Annotated in this window: 22 protein-coding genes; 9 read left to right on the top strand and 13 right to left on the bottom strand. The window is 60.5% G+C overall.

What is annotated here, in order from left to right:
- Nucleotides 1-31 precede the first annotated feature (31 nt).
- Nucleotides 32-1,213 (bottom strand): 4-hydroxybenzoate 3-monooxygenase, encoded by a 1,182-nt coding sequence (locus Q0O99_RS11465; RefSeq protein ID WP_293751599.1) that lies wholly within the window; start codon nt 1,211-1,213, stop codon nt 32-34.
- A gap of 379 nt (nt 1,214-1,592) precedes the next feature.
- Here Q0O99_RS11465 and Q0O99_RS11460 point away from each other — a divergent pair, with 379 nt between their 5' ends.
- On the top strand, nt 1,593-1,778 hold the full coding sequence (locus Q0O99_RS11460; RefSeq protein WP_293751597.1) for a hypothetical protein: 186 nt from the start codon (nt 1,593-1,595) through the stop codon (nt 1,776-1,778).
- Between the two features lie 8 nt (nt 1,779-1,786).
- On the opposite strand, the gene Q0O99_RS11455 is transcribed toward Q0O99_RS11460, so the two are convergent.
- From Q0O99_RS11455 to Q0O99_RS11430, 6 genes are all read right to left on the bottom strand, one after another.
- The gene (locus tag Q0O99_RS11455) at nt 1,787-2,344 is read right to left on the bottom strand and encodes a nuclear transport factor 2 family protein (RefSeq protein ID WP_293751595.1); all 558 of its coding nucleotides are present in this window, start codon (nt 2,342-2,344) and stop codon (nt 1,787-1,789) included.
- Nucleotides 2,345-2,353: 9 nt separating this feature from the next.
- Complete coding sequence (locus Q0O99_RS11450; RefSeq protein ID WP_293751593.1) at nt 2,354-2,959, bottom strand: response regulator transcription factor; 606 nt, start codon at nt 2,957-2,959, stop codon at nt 2,354-2,356.
- An 84-nt stretch (nt 2,960-3,043) separates the two neighbouring features.
- Complete coding sequence (locus Q0O99_RS11445) at nt 3,044-4,360, bottom strand: tryptophan--tRNA ligase (protein ID WP_293751591.1); 1,317 nt, start codon at nt 4,358-4,360, stop codon at nt 3,044-3,046.
- A 31-nt stretch (nt 4,361-4,391) separates the two neighbouring features.
- Nucleotides 4,392-5,054 carry a site-2 protease family protein gene (locus tag Q0O99_RS11440; RefSeq protein WP_293751589.1) on the bottom strand — a complete coding sequence of 221 codons (663 nt, stop codon included), beginning with the start codon at nt 5,052-5,054 and terminating at the stop codon, nt 4,392-4,394.
- A 151-nt stretch (nt 5,055-5,205) separates the two neighbouring features.
- Complete coding sequence (locus Q0O99_RS11435) at nt 5,206-6,417, bottom strand: M20 aminoacylase family protein (RefSeq protein ID WP_293751587.1); 1,212 nt, start codon at nt 6,415-6,417, stop codon at nt 5,206-5,208.
- Between the two features lie 16 nt (nt 6,418-6,433).
- Nucleotides 6,434-7,411 carry a tripartite tricarboxylate transporter substrate binding protein gene (locus Q0O99_RS11430; protein WP_293751585.1) on the bottom strand — a complete coding sequence of 326 codons (978 nt, stop codon included), beginning with the start codon at nt 7,409-7,411 and terminating at the stop codon, nt 6,434-6,436.
- A 120-nt stretch (nt 7,412-7,531) separates the two neighbouring features.
- On the opposite strand from Q0O99_RS11430, the gene Q0O99_RS11425 reads away from it, so the two are divergent.
- On the top strand, nt 7,532-8,437 hold the full coding sequence (locus Q0O99_RS11425; protein ID WP_293751583.1) for a LysR family transcriptional regulator: 906 nt from the start codon (nt 7,532-7,534) through the stop codon (nt 8,435-8,437).
- A 14-nt stretch (nt 8,438-8,451) separates the two neighbouring features.
- The gene (locus Q0O99_RS11420; protein ID WP_293751581.1) at nt 8,452-9,183 is read left to right on the top strand and encodes a sulfite exporter TauE/SafE family protein; all 732 of its coding nucleotides are present in this window, start codon (nt 8,452-8,454) and stop codon (nt 9,181-9,183) included.
- Between the two features lie 61 nt (nt 9,184-9,244).
- Here Q0O99_RS11420 and Q0O99_RS11415 read toward each other — a convergent pair whose 3' ends face one another.
- The 3 genes from Q0O99_RS11415 to Q0O99_RS11405 form a co-directional block, all read right to left on the bottom strand.
- Nucleotides 9,245-10,222 (bottom strand): GMP reductase, encoded by a 978-nt coding sequence (locus tag Q0O99_RS11415; protein WP_293751579.1) that lies wholly within the window; start codon nt 10,220-10,222, stop codon nt 9,245-9,247.
- A gap of 215 nt (nt 10,223-10,437) precedes the next feature.
- Nucleotides 10,438-11,679, bottom strand: a complete 1,242-nt coding sequence (locus Q0O99_RS11410) for an MFS transporter (RefSeq protein ID WP_293751577.1) — start codon at nt 11,677-11,679, stop codon at nt 10,438-10,440.
- A 320-nt stretch (nt 11,680-11,999) separates the two neighbouring features.
- Entirely contained in the window at nt 12,000-12,206 is a 207-nt protein-coding gene (locus Q0O99_RS11405) for a hypothetical protein (protein ID WP_293751575.1), read from the bottom strand.
- Between the two features lie 203 nt (nt 12,207-12,409).
- Here Q0O99_RS11405 and Q0O99_RS11400 point away from each other — a divergent pair, with 203 nt between their 5' ends.
- The 3 genes from Q0O99_RS11400 to Q0O99_RS11390 all read left to right on the top strand — a co-directional run bounded on the left by Q0O99_RS11400 (nt 12,410) and on the right by Q0O99_RS11390 (nt 16,042).
- On the top strand, nt 12,410-14,845 hold the full coding sequence (locus tag Q0O99_RS11400; protein WP_293751573.1) for a UvrD-helicase domain-containing protein: 2,436 nt from the start codon (nt 12,410-12,412) through the stop codon (nt 14,843-14,845).
- Between the two features lie 61 nt (nt 14,846-14,906).
- On the top strand, nt 14,907-15,500 hold the full coding sequence (locus tag Q0O99_RS11395; protein ID WP_293751571.1) for a class I SAM-dependent methyltransferase: 594 nt from the start codon (nt 14,907-14,909) through the stop codon (nt 15,498-15,500).
- 65 nt (nt 15,501-15,565) lie between these two features.
- On the top strand, nt 15,566-16,042 hold the full coding sequence (locus Q0O99_RS11390; protein ID WP_293751569.1) for a peptidylprolyl isomerase: 477 nt from the start codon (nt 15,566-15,568) through the stop codon (nt 16,040-16,042).
- A 35-nt stretch (nt 16,043-16,077) separates the two neighbouring features.
- Here Q0O99_RS11390 and Q0O99_RS11385 read toward each other — a convergent pair whose 3' ends face one another.
- Together Q0O99_RS11385 and Q0O99_RS11380 are read right to left on the bottom strand one after the other, a co-directional pair.
- A complete protein-coding gene (locus tag Q0O99_RS11385; RefSeq protein ID WP_293751567.1) occupies nt 16,078-16,872 on the bottom strand; it encodes a BPSS1780 family membrane protein in 795 nt (264 codons plus the stop codon).
- A 4-nt stretch (nt 16,873-16,876) separates the two neighbouring features.
- A complete protein-coding gene (locus Q0O99_RS11380; protein WP_293751565.1) occupies nt 16,877-17,839 on the bottom strand; it encodes a homoserine kinase in 963 nt (320 codons plus the stop codon).
- Nucleotides 17,840-18,188: 349 nt separating this feature from the next.
- Between Q0O99_RS11380 and polA the strand changes: the two genes are divergently transcribed.
- Nucleotides 18,189-21,059: a DNA polymerase I gene (gene polA / locus Q0O99_RS11375; protein WP_293751563.1), complete on the top strand. Its 2,871-nt coding sequence runs from the start codon at nt 18,189-18,191 to the stop codon at nt 21,057-21,059.
- A gap of 110 nt (nt 21,060-21,169) precedes the next feature.
- Here the strand turns inward: polA and Q0O99_RS11370 are convergent, their stop codons facing one another.
- Complete coding sequence (locus tag Q0O99_RS11370) at nt 21,170-21,832, bottom strand: glutathione S-transferase (RefSeq protein ID WP_293751561.1); 663 nt, start codon at nt 21,830-21,832, stop codon at nt 21,170-21,172.
- Between the two features lie 142 nt (nt 21,833-21,974).
- On the opposite strand from Q0O99_RS11370, the gene Q0O99_RS11365 reads away from it, so the two are divergent.
- Nucleotides 21,975-22,871 (top strand): dienelactone hydrolase family protein, encoded by an 897-nt coding sequence (locus Q0O99_RS11365; RefSeq protein ID WP_293751559.1) that lies wholly within the window; start codon nt 21,975-21,977, stop codon nt 22,869-22,871.
- Between the two features lie 151 nt (nt 22,872-23,022).
- Nucleotides 23,023-23,874 (top strand): ZIP family metal transporter, encoded by an 852-nt coding sequence (locus tag Q0O99_RS11360; protein ID WP_293751557.1) that lies wholly within the window; start codon nt 23,023-23,025, stop codon nt 23,872-23,874.
- Nucleotides 23,875-23,911: the final 37 nt, after the last annotated feature.

The raw sequence follows: 23,911 nt of genomic DNA, 5'->3' as shown, positions 1-23,911 counted from the left end.
TGGGGCATATAGACCTAGCAGGTGAAACCCATCAGGCGAGTACGGGCAGGCCGGTGAAGTTGTGCGCGAACACTGCACGCCCTTCGCGAGTGCCGGTCATGTAGTTCAGATCTGCCAGTTGCATTCGGCGATCGAATGCGCTTTGCCCCGGAAATTGGTGGACCATCGAGCACAGGCCCGCCGAGAACCGCTGGACCAACCACATGCGTTCAAGGCAAGTGTCGGCGTAGCTGTCTAGCCAGCGTGGGTCATGGCGTTTGTAGTGTTCCACCAGCGAGCGGCCAAGCACCTTGATATCCGCCATCGCAGCATTCAAACCCTTGGCACCTGTGGGTGGAACGATGTGGGCGGCATCGCCAGCGAGAAACAGGCGGCCAAAGCGCATGGGTTCGCAGATGAAGCTGCGCATGGCTGTGATGGCTTTTTGCGTGATGCGACCTTCGTTGATGGGGGGTAGCCCATCGACATCGAGCCGCTTGTGCAATGCCGCCCAGATGCGATCGTCTGACCAGTTGTCGGGGCTGTCGTCTGGGTCGCACTGCAAATACAAGCGGGTGACCTCGGGCGTGCGGATGCTCATCATGGCGAAACCATCGGGATGGCAACCCCAGGTGATGTCTTGGATGGCCGGTGGTGCATCAGCCAAAATGCCCAGCCAGCCAAAGGGGTAAACACGGTCATAAAGCCGCAGCTTGTCCTCAGGGATGGCGCTGCGGCTGATGCCCCTAAAGCCGTCACAACCCGCAACGAAATCGCATGACAATTCGAGTGCTTGGCCTTCTGACTCGAAATGGATGGTGGGTCGGCTGCCCTCCAGGCCGTCGATGTGCTGCACGGGTGCGGCATAAAAAATCTGGGCACCGGCCTCCTCGCGAGCTTGCATCAGATCGGCCACCACTTCGTGTTGTGGATAGACCCAGGCGCTACGCCCGCCCGATGCCTCGTGGAAGTCCAGCCTATGCGAGCGGTTGTTGAAGCGAAAATCCAGCGCGTGTTGAACAAGCGCAAGTCGGTCCATGCGTTCACCCAGGCCGACCTCGCGCATCATCTCCACAGTGCCCTGTTCGAGCACCCCGGCGCGAAGACGGGAGCGCACATGGTCTTTTTGCGAGCGTTCAATGATGACCGACTCGATGCCCTCCAAGTGCAGCAGGTGAGAAAGCATCAAGCCCGCGGGGCCAGCGCCAACGATGCCCACTTGTGTCCGTATCATTGCCACTCTTCCAGTGTGATCATACCCACGCCAGTCGAGATTGGCGCGTGGTCATGGCGATGATTTTTTTGCGCGCTGTGGGCGACAATGCGTGCCATCAGACGTTCTCCAGGACCTTGCGGATTGTCAAAAACTCTTCGTGGGTTTCGCCGGGCATCCCGGGTTCAAGCGGTGTGTCGTTGGCGTGGGTCATGGCCTGAGTATAGGATTGAGGTCAATGCTTTTAAAATACAAGCATTTTGTTGCCTTGTGCGAAGAACCTGTGTCAATGGAAGTCTTGACTGTCTAATCACTCACTCTTGGCGCTCGGTGAGCGCCTCAATGACCAACTGAATGTCTTGCTGGCGCAAGCCACCTGTTTGAATCCGAAATGCAAAAAATGATGAAAACCCATATCCTGATCGTCGCCTTTTTGACGATGCCTTTGCTGCAAGGCTGTACGGTGTTGGCCATCGCGGATGTGGCCGCTTCGACAGTGATTTATGGAGTCAAGACGGCCGTCAACGTGGTCGATTCCATCACACCCGACATCATCAACCGGGACAAAAGCAAAAAGAAGGATTGAGTGTGGGCTCAGGCCTGGCGGTGCTCGGCCAGATCGTTCCACACATCCTGACGAGTGATCAGGCCATCGCGCACTTCTATCCGGTCGATGAAACGGATGCCTTCAAAAGGCTCACCTTCGAGCCAGGTACCCTGCAAGGTGCCATGGCAAAACACCACGGTGGCATCGCCATGCCAACTCTCTTCAAACTGCTCGTAATTCTTCCGGATGGCGCTGTAACGCTGCTGCGCCCAGCCGATCATCTCGGGTAAAGTGCGCATCTTCACCCCACCCGGGAAACACATACCAAAGTCGGCGTGCAAAAAACTTTGGGCTTTTTGCAAGTCACGCTCTTGCGTGGCTTGCAAAAAAGAACGCACCACCTCTGAAGCCACCGGATGCGCGGCACGGCCACCGCTGAACACCTTGCCGTCACGCCGGTAGGTGCTGACCTCGTTGACAAAGACCGTGGTACCCGCTTCCGGTGTGTCGATCACGGACCGCACGGCCTGCGCCACACGGTTGACCATGCGGTGCTGGGTGTCCGGTGCGTAGCCCGGCAGCAAGGTGATCGATACAACAGGCATGGGTTCGAATCAGATACCCAACCAGCCGTTGGTGCGGGCAAAGTGCAACGCTTGCGTACGGCTGTTCACGCCCAAGCGGCGGAACAAGCGCCAGAAGTGCACCTTCACGGTGTGCTCACTGATGTCGAGTTTTTCGGCGATGTCACGGTTGGACAAGCCCTGGTCCAGCATCAGGATCAGTTGCTTTTGGCGTTTGGACAGTTTGGTGGGTGCGTTGGGTGTTGCCGCGTCTTCAATCGCCGCTTGCTCCTCGGTCACCAGGAGACTGCGCAAGGCGGCAATGATCTGGGCGGGGCTGTTGGATTTTTCGATGAAGGCATCGGCGCCCGCCTCAAGGCAACGCGCTTCGTATTCGCTGGCGCTGGAGCTGGTCACGACCGCCAAAGGGATGTCGGGGAACTTGGCTTTGAGCACCTGAACACCGGACATACCCAAGGTATCGGGCAGTTGAAGGTCAAGGCAAAAAAGCTCTGGGAGGCCATTTTTTTCAACCGTAGATTCCACGACGTTCAGTTTGTGGATCGGGATGATCTTCAGGCCTGGTTTGACCCGATGCAGCAACATCGTCAATGCGTCACGCATCAGGGGGTGGTCGTCAATGACGTAAACAGTCATGTTTTAATCTCCGCGCTAATCTAAAAGTACAACGATATCAGTTTAGCGATATTTTCGCCATATTTTTCATCTAAATCATCAAAATCATTTTTGACTGGCCGCGTTGTGGGCCTTCAACAATGTCAGAACTTCGCTCAAAAAATCAGCAGTTTGGGGGGCGAATTCAAGAATGGGCTGCAGATCGGCCAAGACGTCCGGGCCTTCGGACTGCAACCGGACAATGGTTTGTCCGGCTTCTTTGGCCGAGGCAAAGCCCAGGCTTTGCAGCAAGATCTGACCTTTTGAATCCACCAGCTTGAAATAGAACTGACCGTCTTTTTCGCGGTATTGTTTGAAGCTGGGCAGCGCGGTTTTGGCTTCTTTCGCCACCGGCGCAGCGCTGCCCAATGACAAGGCCCGCAGGCCCACGGCATGGCGCAATTCGCGCATAAAGGGTGTGGCCAGTTGGCGGGCTTTGTCGGCACCGGACAGCAAAATTTTGTCCATGTGCGCAGGGTTGTCAATCAGGCTTTGGTAGTGCTCGCGCATGGGGGCGATTTCGCGGTCGATGCGTTCGAACAGCATGTGCTTGGCGTCGCCCCAGCCGATGCCATCGGTATAGGCACGGGCCATGGCGGCGGTCTCGTTGGCATTGGCAAAGGCCTGGTAAATCTGAAACAGCGTCGAGCCTTCGGTGGTCTTGGGCTCGCCCGGCGCTTGGGAGTCGGTCACGATGGCCGCGATTTGCTTGCGCATTTGTGCAGCGGGCGCGAACAGCGGGATGGTGTTGTCATAACTCTTGCTCATCTTGCGGCCGTCAAGCCCTGGCAGCAGGGCCACCGATGCTTCGATCACGGCCTCGGGCAGCACGAAATGCTCGCCATACAAATGGTTGAAGCTGGAAGCCATGTCGCGCGCCATCTCGATGTGCTGGATCTGGTCCCGGCCCACGGGAACTTTGTGCGCCTTGAACATCAAAATATCTGCGCCCATCAGCACCGGGTACATGAAGAGGCCTGCGCTCACGTCGCTGTCCGGGTCGTGGCCAGCGGCGTTGTTTTTGTCCACTGCTGCCTTGTAGGCATGGGCGCGGTTGAGCACGCCTTTGCCTGTGACGCAGGTCAGCAGCCAAGTGAGCTCTGGTATTTCAGGAATGTCCGACTGGCGGTAGAAGATGACCTTGTCTGGGTCCAGCCCCGAGGCGATCCAGCTGGCGGCGATCTCCAGCGTGGAGCGCTGGATGCGGGCGGGCTCATCGCATTTGATGAGGGCGTGGTAGTCGGCCAGGAAGTAAAAACCATCGGTGCTCAGGTCGCGGCTGGCTTGCACGGTGGGGCGAATCGCGCCCACGTAGTTGCCCAAGTGGGGGGTGCCGGTGGTGGTGATGCCGGTGAGAACGCGTGTGCGGGTTGGGGGTGTCATGACAAAAACAAAAAAACTGAGAATTGAAAAATCAGCGCAAGAAAGCGGCCAGGGGGCTGAGCGTGAACTTGAGAAACTCAAAGGTTGCAGCCATGAGGGGCTGCATCCACCAGGCACTGATGAGGCCGGTGAGGACCAGCGCCATCACGATGAAAAAGCCCCAGGGCTCCACACGGGAGACCAGCACCGCCTGGCGCCAGGGCAGCACGCCCACCAGGATGCGCCCCCCATCCAGCGGCGGGAGCGGAAACAGGTTGAAGGCGAACATGACCACATTGGTCAGCATGCCGGCTTTGCACATCTCAATGAAAAAGCGCTCGCTGATGCCGTTGCCTGTCAGCACATAAAACAACACGCCCCAAACCAATGCCTGCAACAGGTTGGCACCCGGCCCGGCCAGCGCCACCCAGACCATGTCGCGTTTGGGGTGGCGCAACCGGTCAAAACGCACCGGTACCGGCTTGGCGTAGCCGAACAAAAACGCACCGCTGGTGCTGAAGTACAGCAGCAGCGGCAGCAAGATGGTGCCCAACGGGTCGATGTGCGGAAAAGGGTTGAGTGTGACGCGCCCCAGCATCGAGGCGGTGTTGTCGCCCAGGCGCAGCGCGGCGAAGCCGTGAGCCGCCTCGTGCAAGGTGATCGCGAAGATCACCGGCAGGGCGTAAATCAAAACGGTTTGGATGAGGTCAGACATGTTCACCCCTGATTGTGTCAGACCCGTCAAGGTGCCGATCTGGACAAGGCTTGGCGCCTATCAAGGGAGAGTCCAGCAGCGGCGGCCAAGGCCATGCGCGTGGCCTTGGCCGCCAGCGCCAGGCCATGCCCCAAGGCCAGGCTGGGGCTGTTTATCCCTGCGCGGGTAAAAAGCGCTCCACCAGCAAAGACCAATAAGCCGAACCCACGGCCACGTTCTGGTCGTTGAAGTCGTAGCCGGGGTTGTGCACCATGCAGGCGCCGTGGCCATCGCCCGAGCCATCTCCATTGCCAATGAGCAAGTAACAGCCAGGCACCTCTTCGAGCATGAAGGCAAAGTCTTCGCTGCCCGTCAGGGCGCGGCCTTGGCGCACCACTTTGTCAGCCCCCACCAGTTCTTCGGCCACATCGCGGGCGAAGTCGGTTTCAGCCAGGTGGTTCACCAGCACGGGGTAGCCGCGTTGGTAGTCGATGTCGGCTGTCACACCGTAGCTTTGGGCTTGGGCATGGACCAGTTCGGTGATGCGCTTTTCGAGCAGGATGCGCACATCGCGGTCCAGCGAGCGCACACTCAAGCGCAGCGTGGCGGTCTGCGGGATCACGTTGTTGGCCACGCCCGCATTGAACGCGCCCACGGTGATGATGGCCATTTGCTGTGGGTCGATGTTGCGGGCCACAATACTTTGCAAGCCCATGACGATGGCCGACCCGGCCACCACCGGGTCAGCGGCCACATGCGGCATGGCGCCGTGCCCACCTTTGCCGTGTAAGGTGATGGTGACGTTGTCCGACGACGCCATGGCCGAGCCGTCGCGCAAGACCAGGTGGCCTTGCGGGTGGGTGGGCATGTTGTGCATGGCAAAGATGGCATCACACGGAAACTGCTGGAAAAGGCCGTCTTCCATCATCTTTTTCGCCCCACCCAAGCCTTCTTCGGCGGGCTGAAAAATCAGATTGACAGTGCCCGAGAACACCCCTTTTTGAGCGATGTGCTTGGCCGCCGCCAACAGCATGGCGGTATGCCCGTCGTGGCCGCAGGCGTGCATGATGCCCACGTTGCAACTGGCATAGGGCAGGCCGGTGGCCTCGTCAATCGGCAGCGCATCCATGTCGGCGCGGATGCCAATGGCGCGGTGGCCCGAGCCCTTTTTGATCTGCCCGACCAGACCGGTGCCGCCCAGACCGCGTGTCACTCGGTAGCCCAAGGCGCTCAGCTGCTCGGCCACCAGGTCGCTGGTGCGGTACTCCTTGTAGCCCATCTCCGGGTGCTTGTGAATGTCGCGGCGCACCGCAATGAATTCGTCGGCCTGGGCTTGCAAGGCGTGCAGTTTGTCATGCAGGAAAGCGTCGGTGGGGGCGTTCATGGCGGGACCTCGTCGATTACTGGGCTTGCAGATTAATCGATTTGGCGATGGCGCGGTAGCGCTCGATGTCGCCAAGGTAAATGCGGGCCAGCTCGGCCGGTGTGCGTGAAGGCAGGACCTCGTTGCCGCTGGCTTCCAGCGCCTTCCGTGTTTCGGACACTTCAGCCGCCGCATAGAAGGCCTTGTTCAGGGTGTTGATCACAGCGTCCGGGGTGTTTTTGTGCACCTGCACACCGGCCCAGATGTCAAATTCCATCGCCTCAAGCCCTTTCATGGCGGCCATGGCCGGAAATTGCTTGAACAGCGCGTGTGGGGTTTTGGCGGTCACGGCCAAGCCCTGGATTTTGCCGTCGATGAGGGTCTGCGGAATGGAGCCGGCCATGGGCAGGAAGGCCATGTCGATCTGGCCACCCATCAAGTCGGTCAAAAGTGGTGCTATGCCTTTGTAGGGCACGTGCAGCATATCCACCTTGGTCAACTGCGAGAACTTCTCGCCCACCAGGTGGTACAGCGAGCCCGGACCCACACTGCCATAGCTCAGAGGCTTGTTGGCGTTCTTGCGGGCCAATGCCAGCAGATCGTCCACGGTCTTCACGTTGAGCGAGTTGCGCACGGCCAAAATGGTCGTGGTGGTGGCAAATTGCGCCACCAGTTTGAAGTCTTCAGATTTGTACTTGACGCCCTGGATGGCCATGGGTGCCAGCACCAGCTCCATGGGGCTGCCCAGACTCAGGGTGTAACCGTCTGCCGGGGCGTTGACCAGTTTGGCCATGCCGATGGCGCCGCCCGCGCCACCGATGTTTTCGATGATCATGGTCTGGCCCAGCCTGGCGGCGGCATCGGGTTGGACCTTGCGTGCGAAGAAGTCAGAGGGCCCACCGGCCGGGTAGGGCACGATCAGGTTGATGGTTTTGGCGGGATAGGTTTGTGCCAGGGCCGGGCCGAAAGCGCTGGCAGCCACGGCCAGGCTGGTGATGAGGGTTTTGAAGTTCATGGTGTCTCCGTTAGGTTCAAGGGTTCTGCATGGTTGAAATAACCATAGTCAAATCGTAAAAATTACAAATCAATGTGTCCAATGACTTATTTTTCTGGTAACCATTCGTAAAATGAATGGATGAACCTCAGGCACCTTGAACATTGGTTGGCGCTGGCCGATACCGGCTCCTTCAGCCGTGCGGCTGAAAAACTGCACATCACCCAGTCCGCCCTGAGCCGAAGCATCCAGGCGCTGGAGGACGACCTGGGGGGCCTCTTGGTTGACCGTGTGGGCAAAAAAAACGAACTCACACCTCTGGGCCGCTCTGTGTTGGAGCGGGCGCGGCGCATCGTTCACGAGGCTCAGGAGCTCAAACAAGGCGCTGCCTTGCTCCAGCAAGGCGGCTTGGGTGCCTTGCGGGTGGGTCTGGGTTCAGGCCCAGGGGCCATGCTGATGACGCCTTGGCTGGTCTACATGGCCAAGCACCACCCCACGGTGCAGGTGACGGTCTCGCGCGGGTCGACCGAACTGCAACTGACCCAACTGCGCGAGCGGCAACTCGATGCCCTGGTGGTGGATGTGCGGCGTGTCGAAGCGGCGCCGGATTTGATGATGACGCAGGTGGTCGAGATGCGCGCAGGCTTTGTCTGCCGCCAGGGCCACCCGTTGCTGGGTGGCGCCGTCGAGGGCTTGCCTTTTGATGCTCTGCTGTCCTACCCCATCGCCTCCATCCAGCTGTCGCAAGAGGTGGCCCGTTTGCTGGTGGACCACTATGGCCCGCAGGCCAATCCGGCACAAATGACCACCTTGCAGTGCGAAGACATCGCCAGCTTGCTGGATGTGGTGAGTCAGACCGATGCGATTTACTTAGGCATTGTGGGCGCGGCCCGAGAGGGCCTTATCCAGGGCCGTTTGGTGGAGTTGCCCATGCAAATACCCCTGAAGGGCCAGGCGCGGTTGGCGCTGATCACCTTGGCGGGCCGCACCGAGTTGCCCGTCATGTCGGTGTTTCGTGCGTTTGTACAAAACCATTTGAGCGATTGAAAAAAGGAATCGGGATGCAGGAATGGCTTTACCCCATGGGGGTGGTTTTGTTGGGGTACAGCGTGCTGGGCCTCACGGGCTTTGGCTCGGCTTTGGTGGTGGTGCCCCTGTTGGCCTGGAACTGGCCACTGCCTGCCGTGGTGGCTTTGACCCTGCTGATGGACGTGCCCGCCTCCGCGTTTCACAGCGGGCTGAATTGGCGGCAGGTGCAGTGGCGCGAGCTGCGCCGCCTGCTGCCAGGCATGGTGATGGGCACGCTGTTGGGCTTGTGGCTCATGCAGCACCTGCAGGCCCGATGGCCTTTGCTGTTGCTGGGGTTGTACGTGGCGGCCGTGGGCCTGAATGCCTTGCGCGTCAGGGCTGCGCCTTTGCAGCCACCGGCCCCGGTTTGGGTGCATCCGGTGGGCGGGGCCATTGGCTTGGTGGAAATGCTATTTGGCACGGCCGGCCCCTTGGTGGTGGCCTGGCTGAGCCGCCGCGTGACCGATGTGCAGCAACTGCGCGCCAGCACGCCCATGGTCATTGCCACGGCGGCGGCCACGGTCTTGCTGGTCATGGCCTCGGACGGTCGCTTGTCCAGCGGTGACATGTGGCAGCGTTGGAGCCTGTTGATTGGCGTGGCCTTGACGGGTGTTTGGCTGGGTCACCGCATGGCGCACCGCGTGCCCGTGGCGCGTTTGCGCCAGTGCATCTGCGCCTTGCTGGTGGTCAGCGGTTTGATGCTGGCGCTGGGGGCTTTGCGCTGAGACTTTTCAAGTCAAAAAAGGGAGCCCTTGGGCTCCCTTTGCTGTGAGTGCAGCGGTGGGTTCACATCAGTAGGTGTTCGCCCGCGTTGTCACCACCCAGGGTGACATAGTTCACCTTGCGGATGTCCATCAGCTTGGTGCCACCGGCGTAGCTGATGGAGCTTTGCACGTCTTGCTCCATCTCGATGAGTGTGTTGGCCAGCTTGCCTTTGATGGGCTCCAGAATGCGCTTGCCTTCGACGTGTTTGTACTCGCCCTTGTTGAAGTCCGACGCCGAGCCGTAGTACTCCTTGAACATCTCGCCATCGACTTCGACGGTCTTGCCGGGCGACTCTTCGTGGCCCGCAAACAAGGAGCCGATCATGACCATGCTCGCGCCAAAGCGGACGCTCTTGGCGATGTCGCCGTGGCTGCGGATGCCGCCGTCGGCGATGATGGGCTTGGTGGCCACGCGGGCGCACCACTTGAGCGCCGAGAGTTGCCAGCCGCCAGTGCCAAAACCAGTTTTAAGCTTGGTGATACAGACTTTTCCAGGGCCCACGCCCACTTTGGTGGCGTCGGCGCCCCAGTTTTCCAGGTCGATCACGGCTTCGGGTGTGGCCACGTTGCCGGCGATCACGAAGCTTTTGGGCAGTCTGGCCTTGATGTAGCCGATCATGTCGCGCACGCTGTCGGCATGGCCGTGCGCGATATCGATGGTGATGTATTCGGGCACCAGGTTCTCGGCGGCCAGCTGGTCCACCGTGGCGCGGTCGGGCGCCTTGACGCCGAGCGAGATCGAGGCGTAAACACCTTTGCCATGCATGTCGCGCACAAACTGGACGTTGTCCAGGTCAAAGCGGTGCATCACATAAAAGTAGTCGTTTTGTGCCATCCACAGGCAGATCTTTTCGTCGATCACCGTTTTCATGTTGGCGGGCACCACTGGCAGGCGGAACTTGCGTCCACCCAGTTCGACGCCCGCGTCGCACTCGGAACGGCTTTCCACGCGGCACTTGCGTGGCAGCAACAGGATGTTGTCGTAGTCAAAAATTTCCATGAAAAAACCAAGCTCCAAAAAAGGATTCGTTGAAAGAACGAGTGAGCGCTTGGCTTGGCCGGTTTTCTGGCCCCTGAAGTAAACCCATTGCAGATTCAGGGCAAAAAAAACCGGGCGCAAGAATCTTGGGCCCGGTGGCTGATTCTACCCGTTTCAATTTGCCCGAACCTTCATCAGCCTGACCGCCAGCCAGGGGTCCGGACGACAGCTGATTTTCAGTCGGAAAGAGGCCGTTGCGGCTTGGTGGCCAGCATGAAGGAGAGCGATCCCAAGGCCGCCAGCAAGGCCAAGAGGCTGAAGCCCAGTCGGTAATCGCCCGTCAGGTCGGCCAGCACCCCGGCGATCATGGGGCCGGCAATTTGCCCCAGAGCAATGATCGCCGCCGACAGTCCCATGATCATGCCAATCGCGTTGCGCCCAAAGTAATCGGCCCGGATGGCCTGCATGAAGGGGCCGCGCAAGCCCCAAGCGATGCCATGGAACACCCCGAACGCCAACAGCATGACCATGCTGGTGGCATAGGTCAGGCACAGCATGCCGATGCCGTGGGCCAACATGCACAGCGCGGCCACCTTTCTTTTCTCAAACCAGTCGCCCATGCTGGCCCCCATCAGCACACCGGCCAGTTGGCCAAAGGTCATGATCAGGATCACCCAGCTGGCCGTGGCTACCGAATAGCCCAAGCCTTCTTTCATGTGGGTGATGGCATGCACGTTGACAGCCGAAACCACCAGCAGGGCCAAGCCGTGGCCAATCGCAAGCATCCAGAAGGCGCGGGTGCGCAAGGCCTGAGCGACGGTGAACTCGATCTGGGGCGGGGGCACTGCGTGACCTTCGCGCTCGGCCGCCGCGCGCATGGCGGGGTTGATGCCGTCGATGTGCTCGCCATGGTCTTCGGGGCGTCTGCGGATCATGCCGGCCATGGGCAGGCCCGTCAGCAGGACCAGCACGCCCGAACCGGCCGCCGTGGCACGCCAGCCCCATTGCTGCATGGACCAAGCCATCAGCGGCACCACCAACCCGCCCATGGCCAGGCCCAGGCTCATGATGGACAGGGCGCGGGCACGGAATTTCTCGAACCACTGCACCAGGGCCACCGAAAGAGGAAAGTAGCCACTCAAGCTGGCACCCACCGCCATCAGCACGGCGCTGACATAAAAAGTGGTCACGCTATTGACCTGGCTCAGCAGTAACAAACCTGTGCTGAACAGCACGATCCCCCAGCGGATCATTTTTTGAGGGCCTACCCGGTCCATCACCCAGCCCAAAACCGGGCCGATGATGGCCGCTTCGACCGACTGCAACGCTGCAGCACCGGACAAGGTGGTTTTGCTCCAGCCCATCTCGTCCGACAGCACAGCGATGTACAGGCCAAGTGCTTGGGTGAGGAAAGCCGCCAACAGGAACTGGATGCCACAAGCGGCACCGACCATGCGCCAGCCGTAAAACACCTTCACCAAGAGCCCCCTAAGTGCAAACCACGCGCTGGTCTAGGGAGGGTTCTGTGAATTGGGACTGGCCAAACTGGCGGTGTCATGGGGTGTGCTTTTACATGGAGCATGGCTTGTATGCATGTTGGCACGTCAGAACGAAGTGATATGTCCCGCATTAGACCGACTGTGCGTTCTAACTTGTACCTTGGCAGCAACAGAGTAGATAAGTTTCTACGCTGGAGCCAGCAAGGTTGCGGCTGAAGCTACCGACCTGCTTTTAGGGTGCCAGATCAATAAGCGCGACAGTGAAGCTGAATACGGGCCATTGCAGCCGATGAGTTGAATTAGTCTTGCTTGGGCTTGGGTCGCAAGTCAATTTTCAGCTGGGGTGCGTCATTTTGCGGTGCGGCAGGCCAATGGGCATGTTCGACGTTGGATGCGGCCACCATGCCCAGTTGTGGAGAACCGCAATCATAGGAGCCTGTGGCGCTGGGCTTGTACATGTAGCACGCCAGGCGGCTCATGAGCTGCGAGAAAAATTGGCGAAGCATGTGAAGGCCTTTGGGGGATGAAAATCGATCAATAAACGCCACATACAGTATGGTGCTTTTAGTTTCTGTTGGCTTTATGGTAAACCCTTGATTTGACAGAGATGTCAGTCCTTTTGAGCGATCAATCCCTGGCGATTGGGCAGAGGCTGGTGGATGCGCTGAGCAGGCCGGGACATACGGTGCAGCTTCTACAATCCTTGAATATGCTCTCAGACACCTCCTCGAACACTTCTTCCCCCTTGCTCGCCCAGCTCAACGAAGAGCAGCTCCGTGCCGTGGCCTTGCCGTCTGAGCATGCATTGATTCTGGCTGGGGCAGGTTCGGGCAAGACCCGGGTGCTGACCACGCGCATTGCTTGGCTGTTGCAGACCTCGCAGGTCTCGCCGGGCGGCATTTTGGCCGTCACTTTCACCAACAAGGCCGCCAAAGAGATGAAGCTGCGATTGCAGTCCATGTTGCCGGTGAATGTGAACGCCATGTGGATTGGCACGTTTCACGGGCTGTGCAACCGGTTTTTGCGGGCGCATTACCAGTTGGCTGGCCTGCCGCAGACGTTTCAGATTTTGGACACCCAAGACCAGCTGTCGGCTGTCAAGCGGCTGTGCAAGCAGTTCAATGTGGACGAAGACCGCTTCCCCCCGAAGCAGGTGCAGTATTTCATTTCGGGCTGCAAGGAAGACGGCCAGCGCCCCGGCGATGTGCCGGTGCGCGACGACGAAACCCGCCGCAAGGTGGAGCTGTACCAGCTGTACGAAGAGCAATGCCAGCGCGAGGGCGTGGTGGACTTTGGCGAGCTGATGCTGCGCTCCTATGAGCTGCTGCGTGACAACATGCATGTGCGCGAGCATTACCGCCGACGCTTCCGGCACATCCTGGTGGACGAGTTTCAGGACACCAACAAACTGCAATACGCCTGGCTCAAGCAGCTGGCGGGTTTGCCGGGTGAGGGCAGCCCTGAAGGAGATGGGTGTGCGATCCTGGCTGTGGGCGACGATGACCAGAGTATTTACGCCTTTCGTGGCGCCCGCGTGGGCAACATGGCCGACTTTGTGCGCGAGTTTCAGGTGCGCCACCAGATCAAGCTGGAGCAAAACTACCGCAGTTTCAGCAACATCCTCGATTCGGCCAACCACCTGATCAGCCACAACAAAACCCGATTGGGCAAAACCCTGCGCACAGACCAAGGTGCGGGCGAGCCGGTGCGGGTGGTGGAGTCGCCGTCAGACTTTGCCGAGGCGCAGTGGCTGGTGGAAGAGCTGCGCCAATTGGTGAAACAAGACGGTTTTGAGCGCAAGGAAGTGGCCCTGCTGTACCGCAGCAACGCGCAAAGCCGGGTACTGGAAACCGCGCTGTTCAATGCCGGGTTTCCGTACCGCGTGTATGGCGGTCTGCGTTTCTTTGAACGTGCCGAAATCAAGCACGCGCTGGCCTATCTGCGCCTGATGGAGAACCCCAACGACGACACCAGTTTTTTGCGGGTGGTCAACTTTCCGCCACGCGGCATTGGGGCGCGCAGCATCGAGCAACTGCAAGACGCGGCGCGTGCCGCGGGTTGCTCGCTGCACGATGCGGTGAGCGCCACCACCGGCAAGGCCGGGGCCAATCTGGCGGCGTTTGTGGCCATGGTCGATGTGCTGCGCGAGCAGACCGAGGGCATGACGCTGCGTGAGATCATCGACCTGGTGCTGGACAAGACCGGGCTGGTGAACCACTACCGCGCCGAAAAAGAAGGCGCTGACCGGGTGGAGAACTTGGAAGAATTGGTCAACGCCGCCGAGAGCTTTGTCACCCAAGAAGGCTTTGGCCGCAGCGCGGTGGCCTTGCCGCAAGCTTTGTCGCAAAGCCCGGCCAGCCAAGGTCTGAGCGCTTCTCCCGAATCCAACCTTGGCACGGTTGACGAGTTCAGAGAAGACGGTGTGACCATGAGCCCGCTCGCAGCATTTCTCACCCATGCGTCGTTGGAGGCGGGCGACAACCAAGCGCAGGCCGGCGAAGATGCGGTGCAGCTGATGACGGTACACGCCAGCAAGGGCTTGGAGTTTGACGCGGTGTTCATTACCGGACTGGAAGAAGGCCTGTTCCCGCACGAAAACGCAATGAACGACTTTGACGGCCTGGAAGAAGAGCGCCGACTGATGTATGTGGCCATCACACGCGCCCGCAAGCGCTTGTACCTGAGCCATTCGCAAACCCGCATGCTGCACGGTCAAACCCGCTACAACCTGAAAAGCCGCTTTCTGGACGAGTTGCCCGAAGAGTGTCTGAAGTGGGTGACGCCCAAAAGCGCCGGGTTTTCGAACCTGGGCAGCACGGGCGGTGGGAGTGGTGGGAGTGGCAATGGCGCTGGGACCTCGGGCGGCGGCTGGCCGCAAACCCCGGCCTTTAACCGCCACGTCCGTCCTGCCTGGGGCCAAAGCAGCCTGAGCACCGAAACCTACAAAAGCCCGCCCGTGCCGGTGCAAAAAGCCGAGCCCGAGCACGGCATCAGCGCAGGCAAAAATGTGTTCCACACCAAGTTTGGCGAAGGCAAAGTCCTGGCTGTTGAGGGTGTGGGCAACGATGCCCGAGCCCAGGTCAACTTTCCGCGCCATGGCATCAAATGGCTGGCGCTGAGTGTGGCTAAACTCACCTTGGTGTGAGCCCCTTTGTGCCCCCCTTTTTGTGGCCAGTGCAAGCCACTTTTGATGGAACTCTCAAACGATGACAAAACATTTGGATCTGGGCTGTGGCCTGAAACCGCGCAACCCCTACGGGGCCGATGCGACCTTTGGCTGCGATGTGCGCGACATCGACCTGGCTGTGGAGAAGATTGGCTTTGACTACAAGCGTGTCAATCTCGTGGTCGAGCCTATTCCCTACCCCGATGGTTTTTTTGACTCGGTCTCGGCCTTTGATTTTCTGGAGCACATGCCAAGGCAAATGGTTTTGCCCAACGGCGATGTGACCAATCCGTTCATCAACGTCATGAGCGAGATCCACCGAGTGTTGGTGCCTGGCGGGCGTTTGTTGGCATTTACGCCTGCTTATCCCCGGGCGGAAGCCTTCACAGACCCCACCCATGTGAACTTCATTACCGAGAAAACGCACGAATATTTTGTGGGGTCCAAGCCCAGCGGGGCCATGTACGGCTTTCAGGGGGCTTTTGAAGCCTTGCAAGTTCGTTGGGAAGCCCCTGCCAATGTTTATGATTTGAACCAACCGCCATGGCGTAAAACCATGCGACGTGTGCACCGTCAATTACTGCGAGGTGGTATGGCACACATTCTTTGGGAGTTCGTGGCCATTGGCAAATAGTTCCAATGGATGCACGAATTCATAACCCGATCTTTGAGCGATGACTTTTTAACCCGACCCTTCTCATGAAAATCACCCAAGACACCGTCGTCACCATGCACCACAAAGTGGTGAACGCTCAAGGCCAGTTGCTCGACAAGACGCAAGAGCCCACCGCTTACCTGCATGGGGGCTACGACAACACTTTCCCCAAAATTGAACAAGCGCTGGAAGGGCAGGAAGTGGGCTTCAGCACTACGCTCAAGCTGGCCCCGGCCGACGCCTTTGGTGAGCGAGACGAGAGCCTGGTTCAGACCATCCCCAAAAGCGAATTTCCACCGGGTGTGAAGGTGGGTGGACAGCTGCGTGGGCGCTCTGCTGAGGGGCAGGAGCAGGTCTTCAATGTGGTGAAGATCAAGGGCGATAAGGTGATTTTGGACGCCAACCACCCCTGGGCAGGTCAACACCTGACGCTGACGCTCAAGGTATTGGAGGTGCGCGCCGCCAGTGCCGATGAGGTGACGCACCGTCACGCGCACGGTGCCCACGGCCACCACCACTGATCAGCCCCGGGCCGTTCCCGGTTCTGCCGAGCGCCTCAGTTGAGCGGCTCGGGCGCCGCTTCGTCGAGCACGTTGGTGGCAAAGCAGTCGCGCACAGAAAACAGCATGGAGCTGAAGAACATGGCCGCCACCATCAGTGCCATGGGCATGAAGGTGGCCATCATCAGCTGGGGGTTGCCCAGCAGGCTGGTGATCAACAAGGCCAGCACCCCTGAAGTCAGAAAAATCGCGGCCCAGGCTACCACGTAAACCACAAATGCCTTAAGGTTGCGCCAGCAAGCCATGAAACTGAAAAACAGGCTTTTGACTGCAGGCATGCCGTACCAGTGCACCAGGGCTGGCGCATGCCAAAACATCATCGACAGCGGCACGTAAAACAGCATCGACACCCACAAGGCGGTCTGGAAGGATTCGGCTGTGACCACTTCGGCCGTCATGGGTGCGCCGCCAAAGTAGACCTTGGCAAAGGTGCCCCCATCGACCACCGTGGACACGCCCATGACCAGCAAGAAAATGAGCGCGTACAGCCCGCCCAGCTGGAGCATGTTTTTGCGGTGCGGCCCCGCCTTGAACGCCACAAACAGCAGGCTGGGCATGGGAAATTTGCCATCAGAGGCCACTTGTGTGGCCGCCATCATGCCCAGGGTGAGCGCGGGCAGAACCACCAAGGCCAACGCGCCGCCGATGAACGGCACCACCGAGACCAGCGACACGGTGATCATGAAGATGAAAAACAGCCCCGACATGGCCAGCGGCTGACGCCAGAAGGTGCGCATGCCTTGTCGGGCCCATTTCATGCCAGCGCTGGCGGGAACAATTTGCAGGTTCATGGTGTCACAAGAGCTCAGAAGTGCAGACAGGGTGATGGACGCGGCCCAGCAGCACGCGTTCGAAATGGGTCGGGTCATGCGGCGTGAGCATGGCGGCTTCGCGGGGCAGATGGTAGTCCCACAGGCGCGAAATCCAAAAACGCAAAGCCCCCGCACGCAAAAGGGCTGGCAACAATGTGCGCTCGGCCGCGCTCAAAGGGCGCGTGTGGTTGTAGGCCTGCACCAAGGCCCGAGCGCGTTCGGCGTCGTGTTTCCCGCTGGGCAAGTCGGTGCACCAGTCGTTCAGGCACACCGACAAGTCAAACAGCCAGGTGTCCACGCCCGCAAAGTAAAAGTCAAAAAACCCCGTCAGCTGTTCGCCTTCGAACATGACGTTGTCGCGGAACAGGTCGGCATGCACCGGGCCCCGGGGCAGGGCGGCATAAGTTGCGCCCTGAGCGATGTGGTTTTGGTAGGCCAGCTCGCTGCGCAGCAGGCCTGCCTGGGTTTCGTCCAAATAGGGCAGCACCACCGGCACGGTCTCGTTCCACCAGGGCAGACCGCGCAAATTGGGTTGGCTGCGGGGGTAGTCGGCACCGGCCAGGTGCATGCGCGCCAGCATGTCGCCCACGGCAGCGCAGTGCACGGCTTGGGGCTGCAGCTGGCTTTTGCCCGCGAGTTTGTTGACCACCGCGGCGGGTTTGCCGTTCACGGTGTGCAGCACATCGCCGTCGCGGTTGGCGGCCGGGTCGGGCACCGGGATGCCGCGCTTGGCGAGGTGCTTCATCAGGAGCAGGTAAAAAGGCAGTTGCTCGTGCGTGAGGCGCTCGAACAAGGTCAGCACGTACTCGCCCTGATCGGTCGACGCAAAGTAGTTGGTGTTCTCAATGCCGCCCTTGATGCCGCGCAAAGCGGTCAGCTGGCCCAGATTCAGGGCTTGCATCAGGTCGTTGGCCTGGCTTTCGGTGACTTCGGTGTATACCGCCATGGGAAGAGGGTCAAAGCGCCAGGAGGAAGGCTGGCTGAGGTGAGAAAGTGACGATTGTAGAGCGCGCAAAGCCCTCAATGACCCGGCCAGGGCTGACTGCGCGGGGCCGATGTGGCAAAGCGAAGCGCCTCTGAGCCACGCGCAGTCAGCCCTGGCCGGGTCTGCCCTGGTTGGCCCAGGACAGGCGGGGCGATTGGGTGGCCGGGTCTGCGTGGTTCGGTGGTGGGGATCGGGGGCCGGGCCTGTGCCAAGGTTCAGAGGCGCTTCGCTTTGCCACATCACCCTGTCACAGGCCCGGCCCCCAATCCTTCTTGGTCACTTGGGTGTCAACCCGGTACACAATCGAGGGATGAGCGACACCACCCCCGACACCCTCCCCAACACCGCCCAACCGACCCTCTTGCTGGTCGACGGCTCCAGCTATTTGTACCGTGCCTTTCACGCCATGCCCGACCTGCGGGCGGTTCCGGGCGACCCGACGAGCGCCGCCACAGGGGCCATTCGCGGCATGATCAACATGATGGAGCGGCTGCGCAAAGATGTGCCCGCCGTCTATGCGGCTTGCGTTTTTGACGCCAAGGGGCCGACCTTTCGGGATGCGCTGTACCCCGAGTACAAGGCCAACCGCAGTCCCATGCCCGACGATTTGCGCTCGCAGATCGAGCCGATCCATGAACTGGTGCGACTGATGGGCTGGACCGTGCTGGACATGCCCGGCGTGGAGGCCGACGACGTGATCGCCACGCTGGCCCATGTGGCCGCGCAGCAGGGCATTCGGGTGACGGTGTCGAGCGGTGACAAGGACCTGAGCCAGTTGGTGAACGAGCACATCACCATCATCGACACCATGAACGGCAAGGTGCGCGATGTGGCCGGCGTGACGGCCGAGTTTGGCGTGCCGCCCTCGCTCATGATCGACTACCAAACCCTGGTGGGCGACACGGTGGACAACGTGCCCGGCGTGGCCAAGGTCGGCCCCAAAACGGCCGCCAAGTGGCTGATGGAATACGGCTCGCTCGACAAATTAATGGAAAACGCGCAAGACATCAAAGGCGTTGCGGGCGAGAACCTGCGCCAAGCGGTGGACTGGTTGCCCAAGGGCCGGGCGCTGGTGACCATGAAAACCGATTGCGACTTGAATGACTGGGTGCCCGACTTGCCGTCATTGGCCAGTCTGCACCTGCACGCGCCTGACAAAGACAAATTGCTCAACTTCTACCAAACCTATGGCTTCAAGGGCTTGGTGCAGTCGCTGGGCGGGGCTGTGCCTGCGCCCGCGCCCGTGCCCAAAGTCAAAACGGCCAAGCCACCAAGTCGGGGGGTAGACACGGGCATTGGGGATCTGTTTGGCTCGGCTCAAGAAGATGAACCTGCCGCATTGCCAGCCTTGGACAGCGCGGCCAGCGCCGTGCAGGGCGATTTGAAATACGACACGGTGCTCGACTGGGCCGCGTTCGACACGTGGCTGGCCCGCATCGAGCAAGCGCCGCTCACGGCCGTCGACACCGAAACCACGTCTCTGGACGCCATGCGCGCCGAGATCGTGGGCATTTCGCTGAGCGTCACACCCGGCCAGGCGGCTTACATTCCGTTGGCCCACAACGGCCCCGGTGCGCCCGAGCAGTTGCCGCTGGCCGATGTGCTGGCCAAACTCAAGTCCTGGCTGGAAAACCCGGCCCGCCTGAAATTGGGTCAGCACGTCAAATACGACCGCCATGTGTTCGCCAACCACGGCATCGAAGTGCAGGGCTATGCGCACGACACCATGCTGGAAAGCTATGTGCTCGAAGTGCACAAGCCGCACGGCCTTTCCAGCTTGGCCGAGCGGCATGTGGGGCGCCGGGGCGTGACCTATGAAGACCTGTGCGGAAAAGGCGCGCACCAGATCCCGTTTGCGCAGGTGGACGTGGACAAGGCGGCGCATTACTCGTGCGAAGACTCGGACCAGTGCCTGGACGTGCACCTGGCGCTGTGGCCGCAGATCGCGGCCCATGCGGGGCTCAAATATGTGTACGAGCTGGAAATACAGACCAGCGAATCGTTGTACCGCATCGAGCGCAACGGCGTGCTGATTGACGCGCCGACTTTGGCCGCACAAAGCCAGGCGCTGGGCGAGCGCATTGTGCAGCTCGAAACCGAAGCCTACGAGATTGCGGGCCAGCCCTTCAACCTGGCCAGCCCCAAGCAGCTGGGCGAGATCTTTTTTGACAAGCTGGGTCTGCCCGTCGTCAAGAAAACCGCCACCGGCGCACGCAGCACCGACGAGGAAGTGCTGGAAAAACTGGCCGAAGACTACCCGCTGCCCGCCCGCATCCTGGAGCACCGGAGTCTTTCCAAACTCAAGGGCACCTACACCGACAAGCTGGCGCAACTGGCCTTGCCGCGCACCGGCCGGGTGCACACGCATTACGCGCAGGCCGTGGCCGTCACAGGCCGTTTGTCGAGCAACGAGCCCAACCTGCAAAACATCCCGGTGCGCACCGCAGAAGGGCGCAAGGTGCGCGAAGCTTTTGTGGCGCCTGCGGGCTGCGTGATTGCGAGTGCCGATTACAGCCAGATCGAGCTGCGCATCATGGCGCACCTGAGCGACGACCCGGCCTTGCTCAAAGCCTTTCACGAAGGGCTGGACGTGCACAAGGCCACAGCGGCCGAGGTGTTTGGCATGACGCCCGACACGGTGAGCAGCGAGCAGCGCCGTTACGCCAAAACCATCAACTTTGGCCTGATTTACGGCATGAGTGCGTTCGGTTTGGCCAAGGCGCTCTCCATCGACAACACGGCGGCCAAGAACTACATCACCCGCTACTTTGAGCGCTTTGCCGGGGTGAAGCACTACATGGACGCCACCCGCGAGCAGGCCAAGGCGATGGGTTATGTCGAGACCGTGTTTGGCCGCCGTTTGGTGCTGCCCGAAATCAACAGCCCCAACGGCCCGCGCCGCGCCGGGGCCGAGCGCGCGGCCATCAACGCGCCCATGCAGGGCACCGCCGCCGACCTGATCAAGCTGAGCATGGTCGCGGTACAAAAAGCGCTGGACGAACAAGGCAAGGCCACCAAAGTCATCATGCAGGTGCACGATGAACTGGTGTTCGAGGTGCCGGAATCAGAAGTGGAATGGGTGCGCACCGAGATCCCGCGCATCATGGCCAGTGTGGCCGACCTGAAGGTCCCGCTGCTGGCCGAAGTGGGCTTTGGGCCGAATTGGGAGCAGGCGCACTGAACCCCTTTCTGGGGCACAGGTCTCATGTCGGACCTGAAGGCACCGACCTACAAAGGCCGCATCTTGTCAAACGTCGGACCATGAAGGCCGCATTTTGTAGGTCGGTGCCTTTATGGCCCGACATTTTCTGAATGGGCCGCTTGCCAAGGTGCGTGTTTGTGCATGATGGCTTTGAACAGCTCGGAGGACTCAAAACTGGCCAGCCACTTTGCCATCGCTGTCCAAGCCTGCGCTGCAAACCAGCCGGGGTCGGTGTGGGCGAATTGCCGCACAAAGGGGGCCAGTGCTGCGTCTGCCAGGCCGAAGTGCTCGCCAGACAACAAAGGCTGTGCCTGCAGCCGCGCATCCAGCGTGCGCAACCAAATTGCCGCCTCATCGCGGTCGGCCACACCGCTCTTCAGACCCGAGCGGTTGGGGTATTTGTAGCGGTCCAGTTGCTGCTTAAAAGGCCCGTCGTTGTGCGCGATCAGGGCCAGCGCATCGGCCATGCCCGCATCCGACGGAGGCAACCAGCCCAGCGGGTCGTGCTGGCGCAGGGCCCACAGCATGATGTCCAGGCTCTGCTCCAGCACCCCGCCGTCGGCAGCCCCAGGCAGCCACAACACCGGCACCGTGCCTTTGGGTGACAGGGCCAGCAGGTGGGCGGGTTTGGTTTTCAGCACCACTTCGCGGTGTTCGGTGGCAATGCCGCTGGCGTGCAGCGCCAAGCGGGCCCGCATGGCGTAAGGGCAGCGGCGAAACGAGTAAAGAACGGGCAGAGCGGATTCCGACATGGCGGCAGTGTAAATGCCTGACTCAAGCGCCCACGACACACCAGGGCTCCCCATCCCGGCCGCCCATTGCCACTTTTGTGCGAGCCCGAAGCGACTGTGCCAAGATAAAGCCCTTTTTATTGCACGACCGAGGAGACATGCCTTGAACCATAACCTGATTGAAGACACGCAAGCCCTGCTGGGTGGGCGCCTGGCTGATGCCGGAGCGACCCGCCGCGTGGCACTGCAAGCGGCACTCGGCGTGGGTTACGCCGCAGCGGCCATGCCCATCATGGCGCAGACTGCCATCAAAACCCCGTTGACGGGCTTGGTCTCGGGTGAAGTGACCATTGACGTGAATGGTTTCAAGATGCCCGTCTACCGCAGCGCACCGGCGGGCAAGACCGGCTTGCCGGTGGTGCTGGTGATCTCTGAGATTTTTGGCGTGCATGAATACATTGCCGACGTGACGCGCCGCTTGGCCCAGGCCGGTTATCTGGCCATTGCCCCCGAGCTGTTTGTACGCCAGGGTGACCCCAATGAGTTCGGCGAAATTGCTAAGCTGCAGGCTGAAATCATTTCGAAAGTGCCCGATGCGCAGGTCATGGGCGACCTGGATGCTTGCGTGGCTTGGGCCGCAGCCAACGGCGGCAACACCGACAAGCTGGCGATCACCGGCTTTTGCTGGGGCGGGCGCATCACCTGGTTGTATGCGGCCCACCAACCCAAGCTCAAGGCGGGCGTGGCCTGGTATGGCCGACTGGTGGGCAATGCCACGGCGCAAACCCCCGCGCACCCACTGGCTTTGGTGGGCCAACTCAAGGCCCCGGTGCTGGGTTTGTACGGCGCGGCCGACACCGGTATCCCCCTTGACACGGTCGATAAGATGAAACAAGCACTGGCCCAAGGGCCCGCAGCGGCTAAAGCCAGTGAGTTTGTGGTTTATCCTGAGGCTCCGCACGCGTTTCATGCCGATTACCGTGGCAGCTACCGCAAGGGGCCCGCTGAAGACGGTTGGCAACGCTTGTTGGCCTGGCTCAAACGCCAGGGGGTGGCCTGATTTTTTGATGCAACAACCGCCCTTTTGGCGAGAACTCTGAAAACAGTCCTTTGGGGCGAGAACTTTGAAAACAGTCCTTTAGGGCGAGAACTTTGAAAACCGCCCTTTAGGGCGGTTTGTTTTGGAGTGCCAAGCACTTCATGGAAGCAAGATGACTTTATTGGCGATTTTGGTGGGCACTTTGGTGGCGGGCATTGGCAGCGTCTGGCTGGCTGCTTGGCTGAGTTTTGGCGTGCTCAGCCGCTACACCCAACACATGCTCAGCCTGGCCGCCGGGGCCTTGCTGGCCACAGCTTTTTTGCACTTGCTGCCCGAGGCCTTTGAAAGTGAAGCCGGGGCCCACGCCTTGTTCATGACTTTGCTGATCGGCCTGGTGTTTTTCTTTTTGCTCGACAAGGCTGAGCTGTGGCACCACGGGCACGAACATGGCCATGGCCATGGCCACCATGCCCACGGCCACCATGCCCATGGGCATGATGATGCGCAGGCCTCCAGCCATGGCCACGAAGCGCACGGACACCCACATGCGCACCATGCCGAAGAGAAAGTGCGCGGTCAATGGGCCGTGCTCGCGGGCGACAGCGTGCATTGCTTTGGCGACGGCATCCTGATCGCCTCGGCCTTCATCGCCGACATGCACTTGGGCGTGATTGCGGCCTTGGCCGTGTTGGCACACGAGGTGCCGCACCACATGGGCGACTTGGCCGTGTTGCGCCAAGGCAGCAGCAGCCGCCAGGCGGCCATCGTCAAGGTGTCGATGGCCGGGGCCATCACCGCTTTGGGCGGGGCGGTGGGCTATTTGCTGGTTGATGCCCTGCACGACGGGTTGCCGTATTTTCTGGTGGTGGCCAGCAGCAGCTTTGTTTATGTGGCTCTGGCCGATTTGATCCCGCAACTGCAAAAGCGCCTGTCCGCACGCGAAACCGCCGCACAAATTCTGTGGCTAGGCTTGGGCATGGGCATGGTGGTCATCGTCAGCGCCTTGGCAGGGCACCAGCACTGACGCGGCTACAGCGCGGAGTCAGGGCATTCCGTCGGTT

It is taken from the genome of Limnohabitans sp. Rim8 (genome assembly GCF_945901735.1).
Taxonomy (GTDB): Bacteria; Pseudomonadota; Gammaproteobacteria; order Burkholderiales; family Burkholderiaceae_C; genus Limnohabitans_A.
This window is presented reverse-complemented; position numbering and strand designations above follow the sequence as displayed.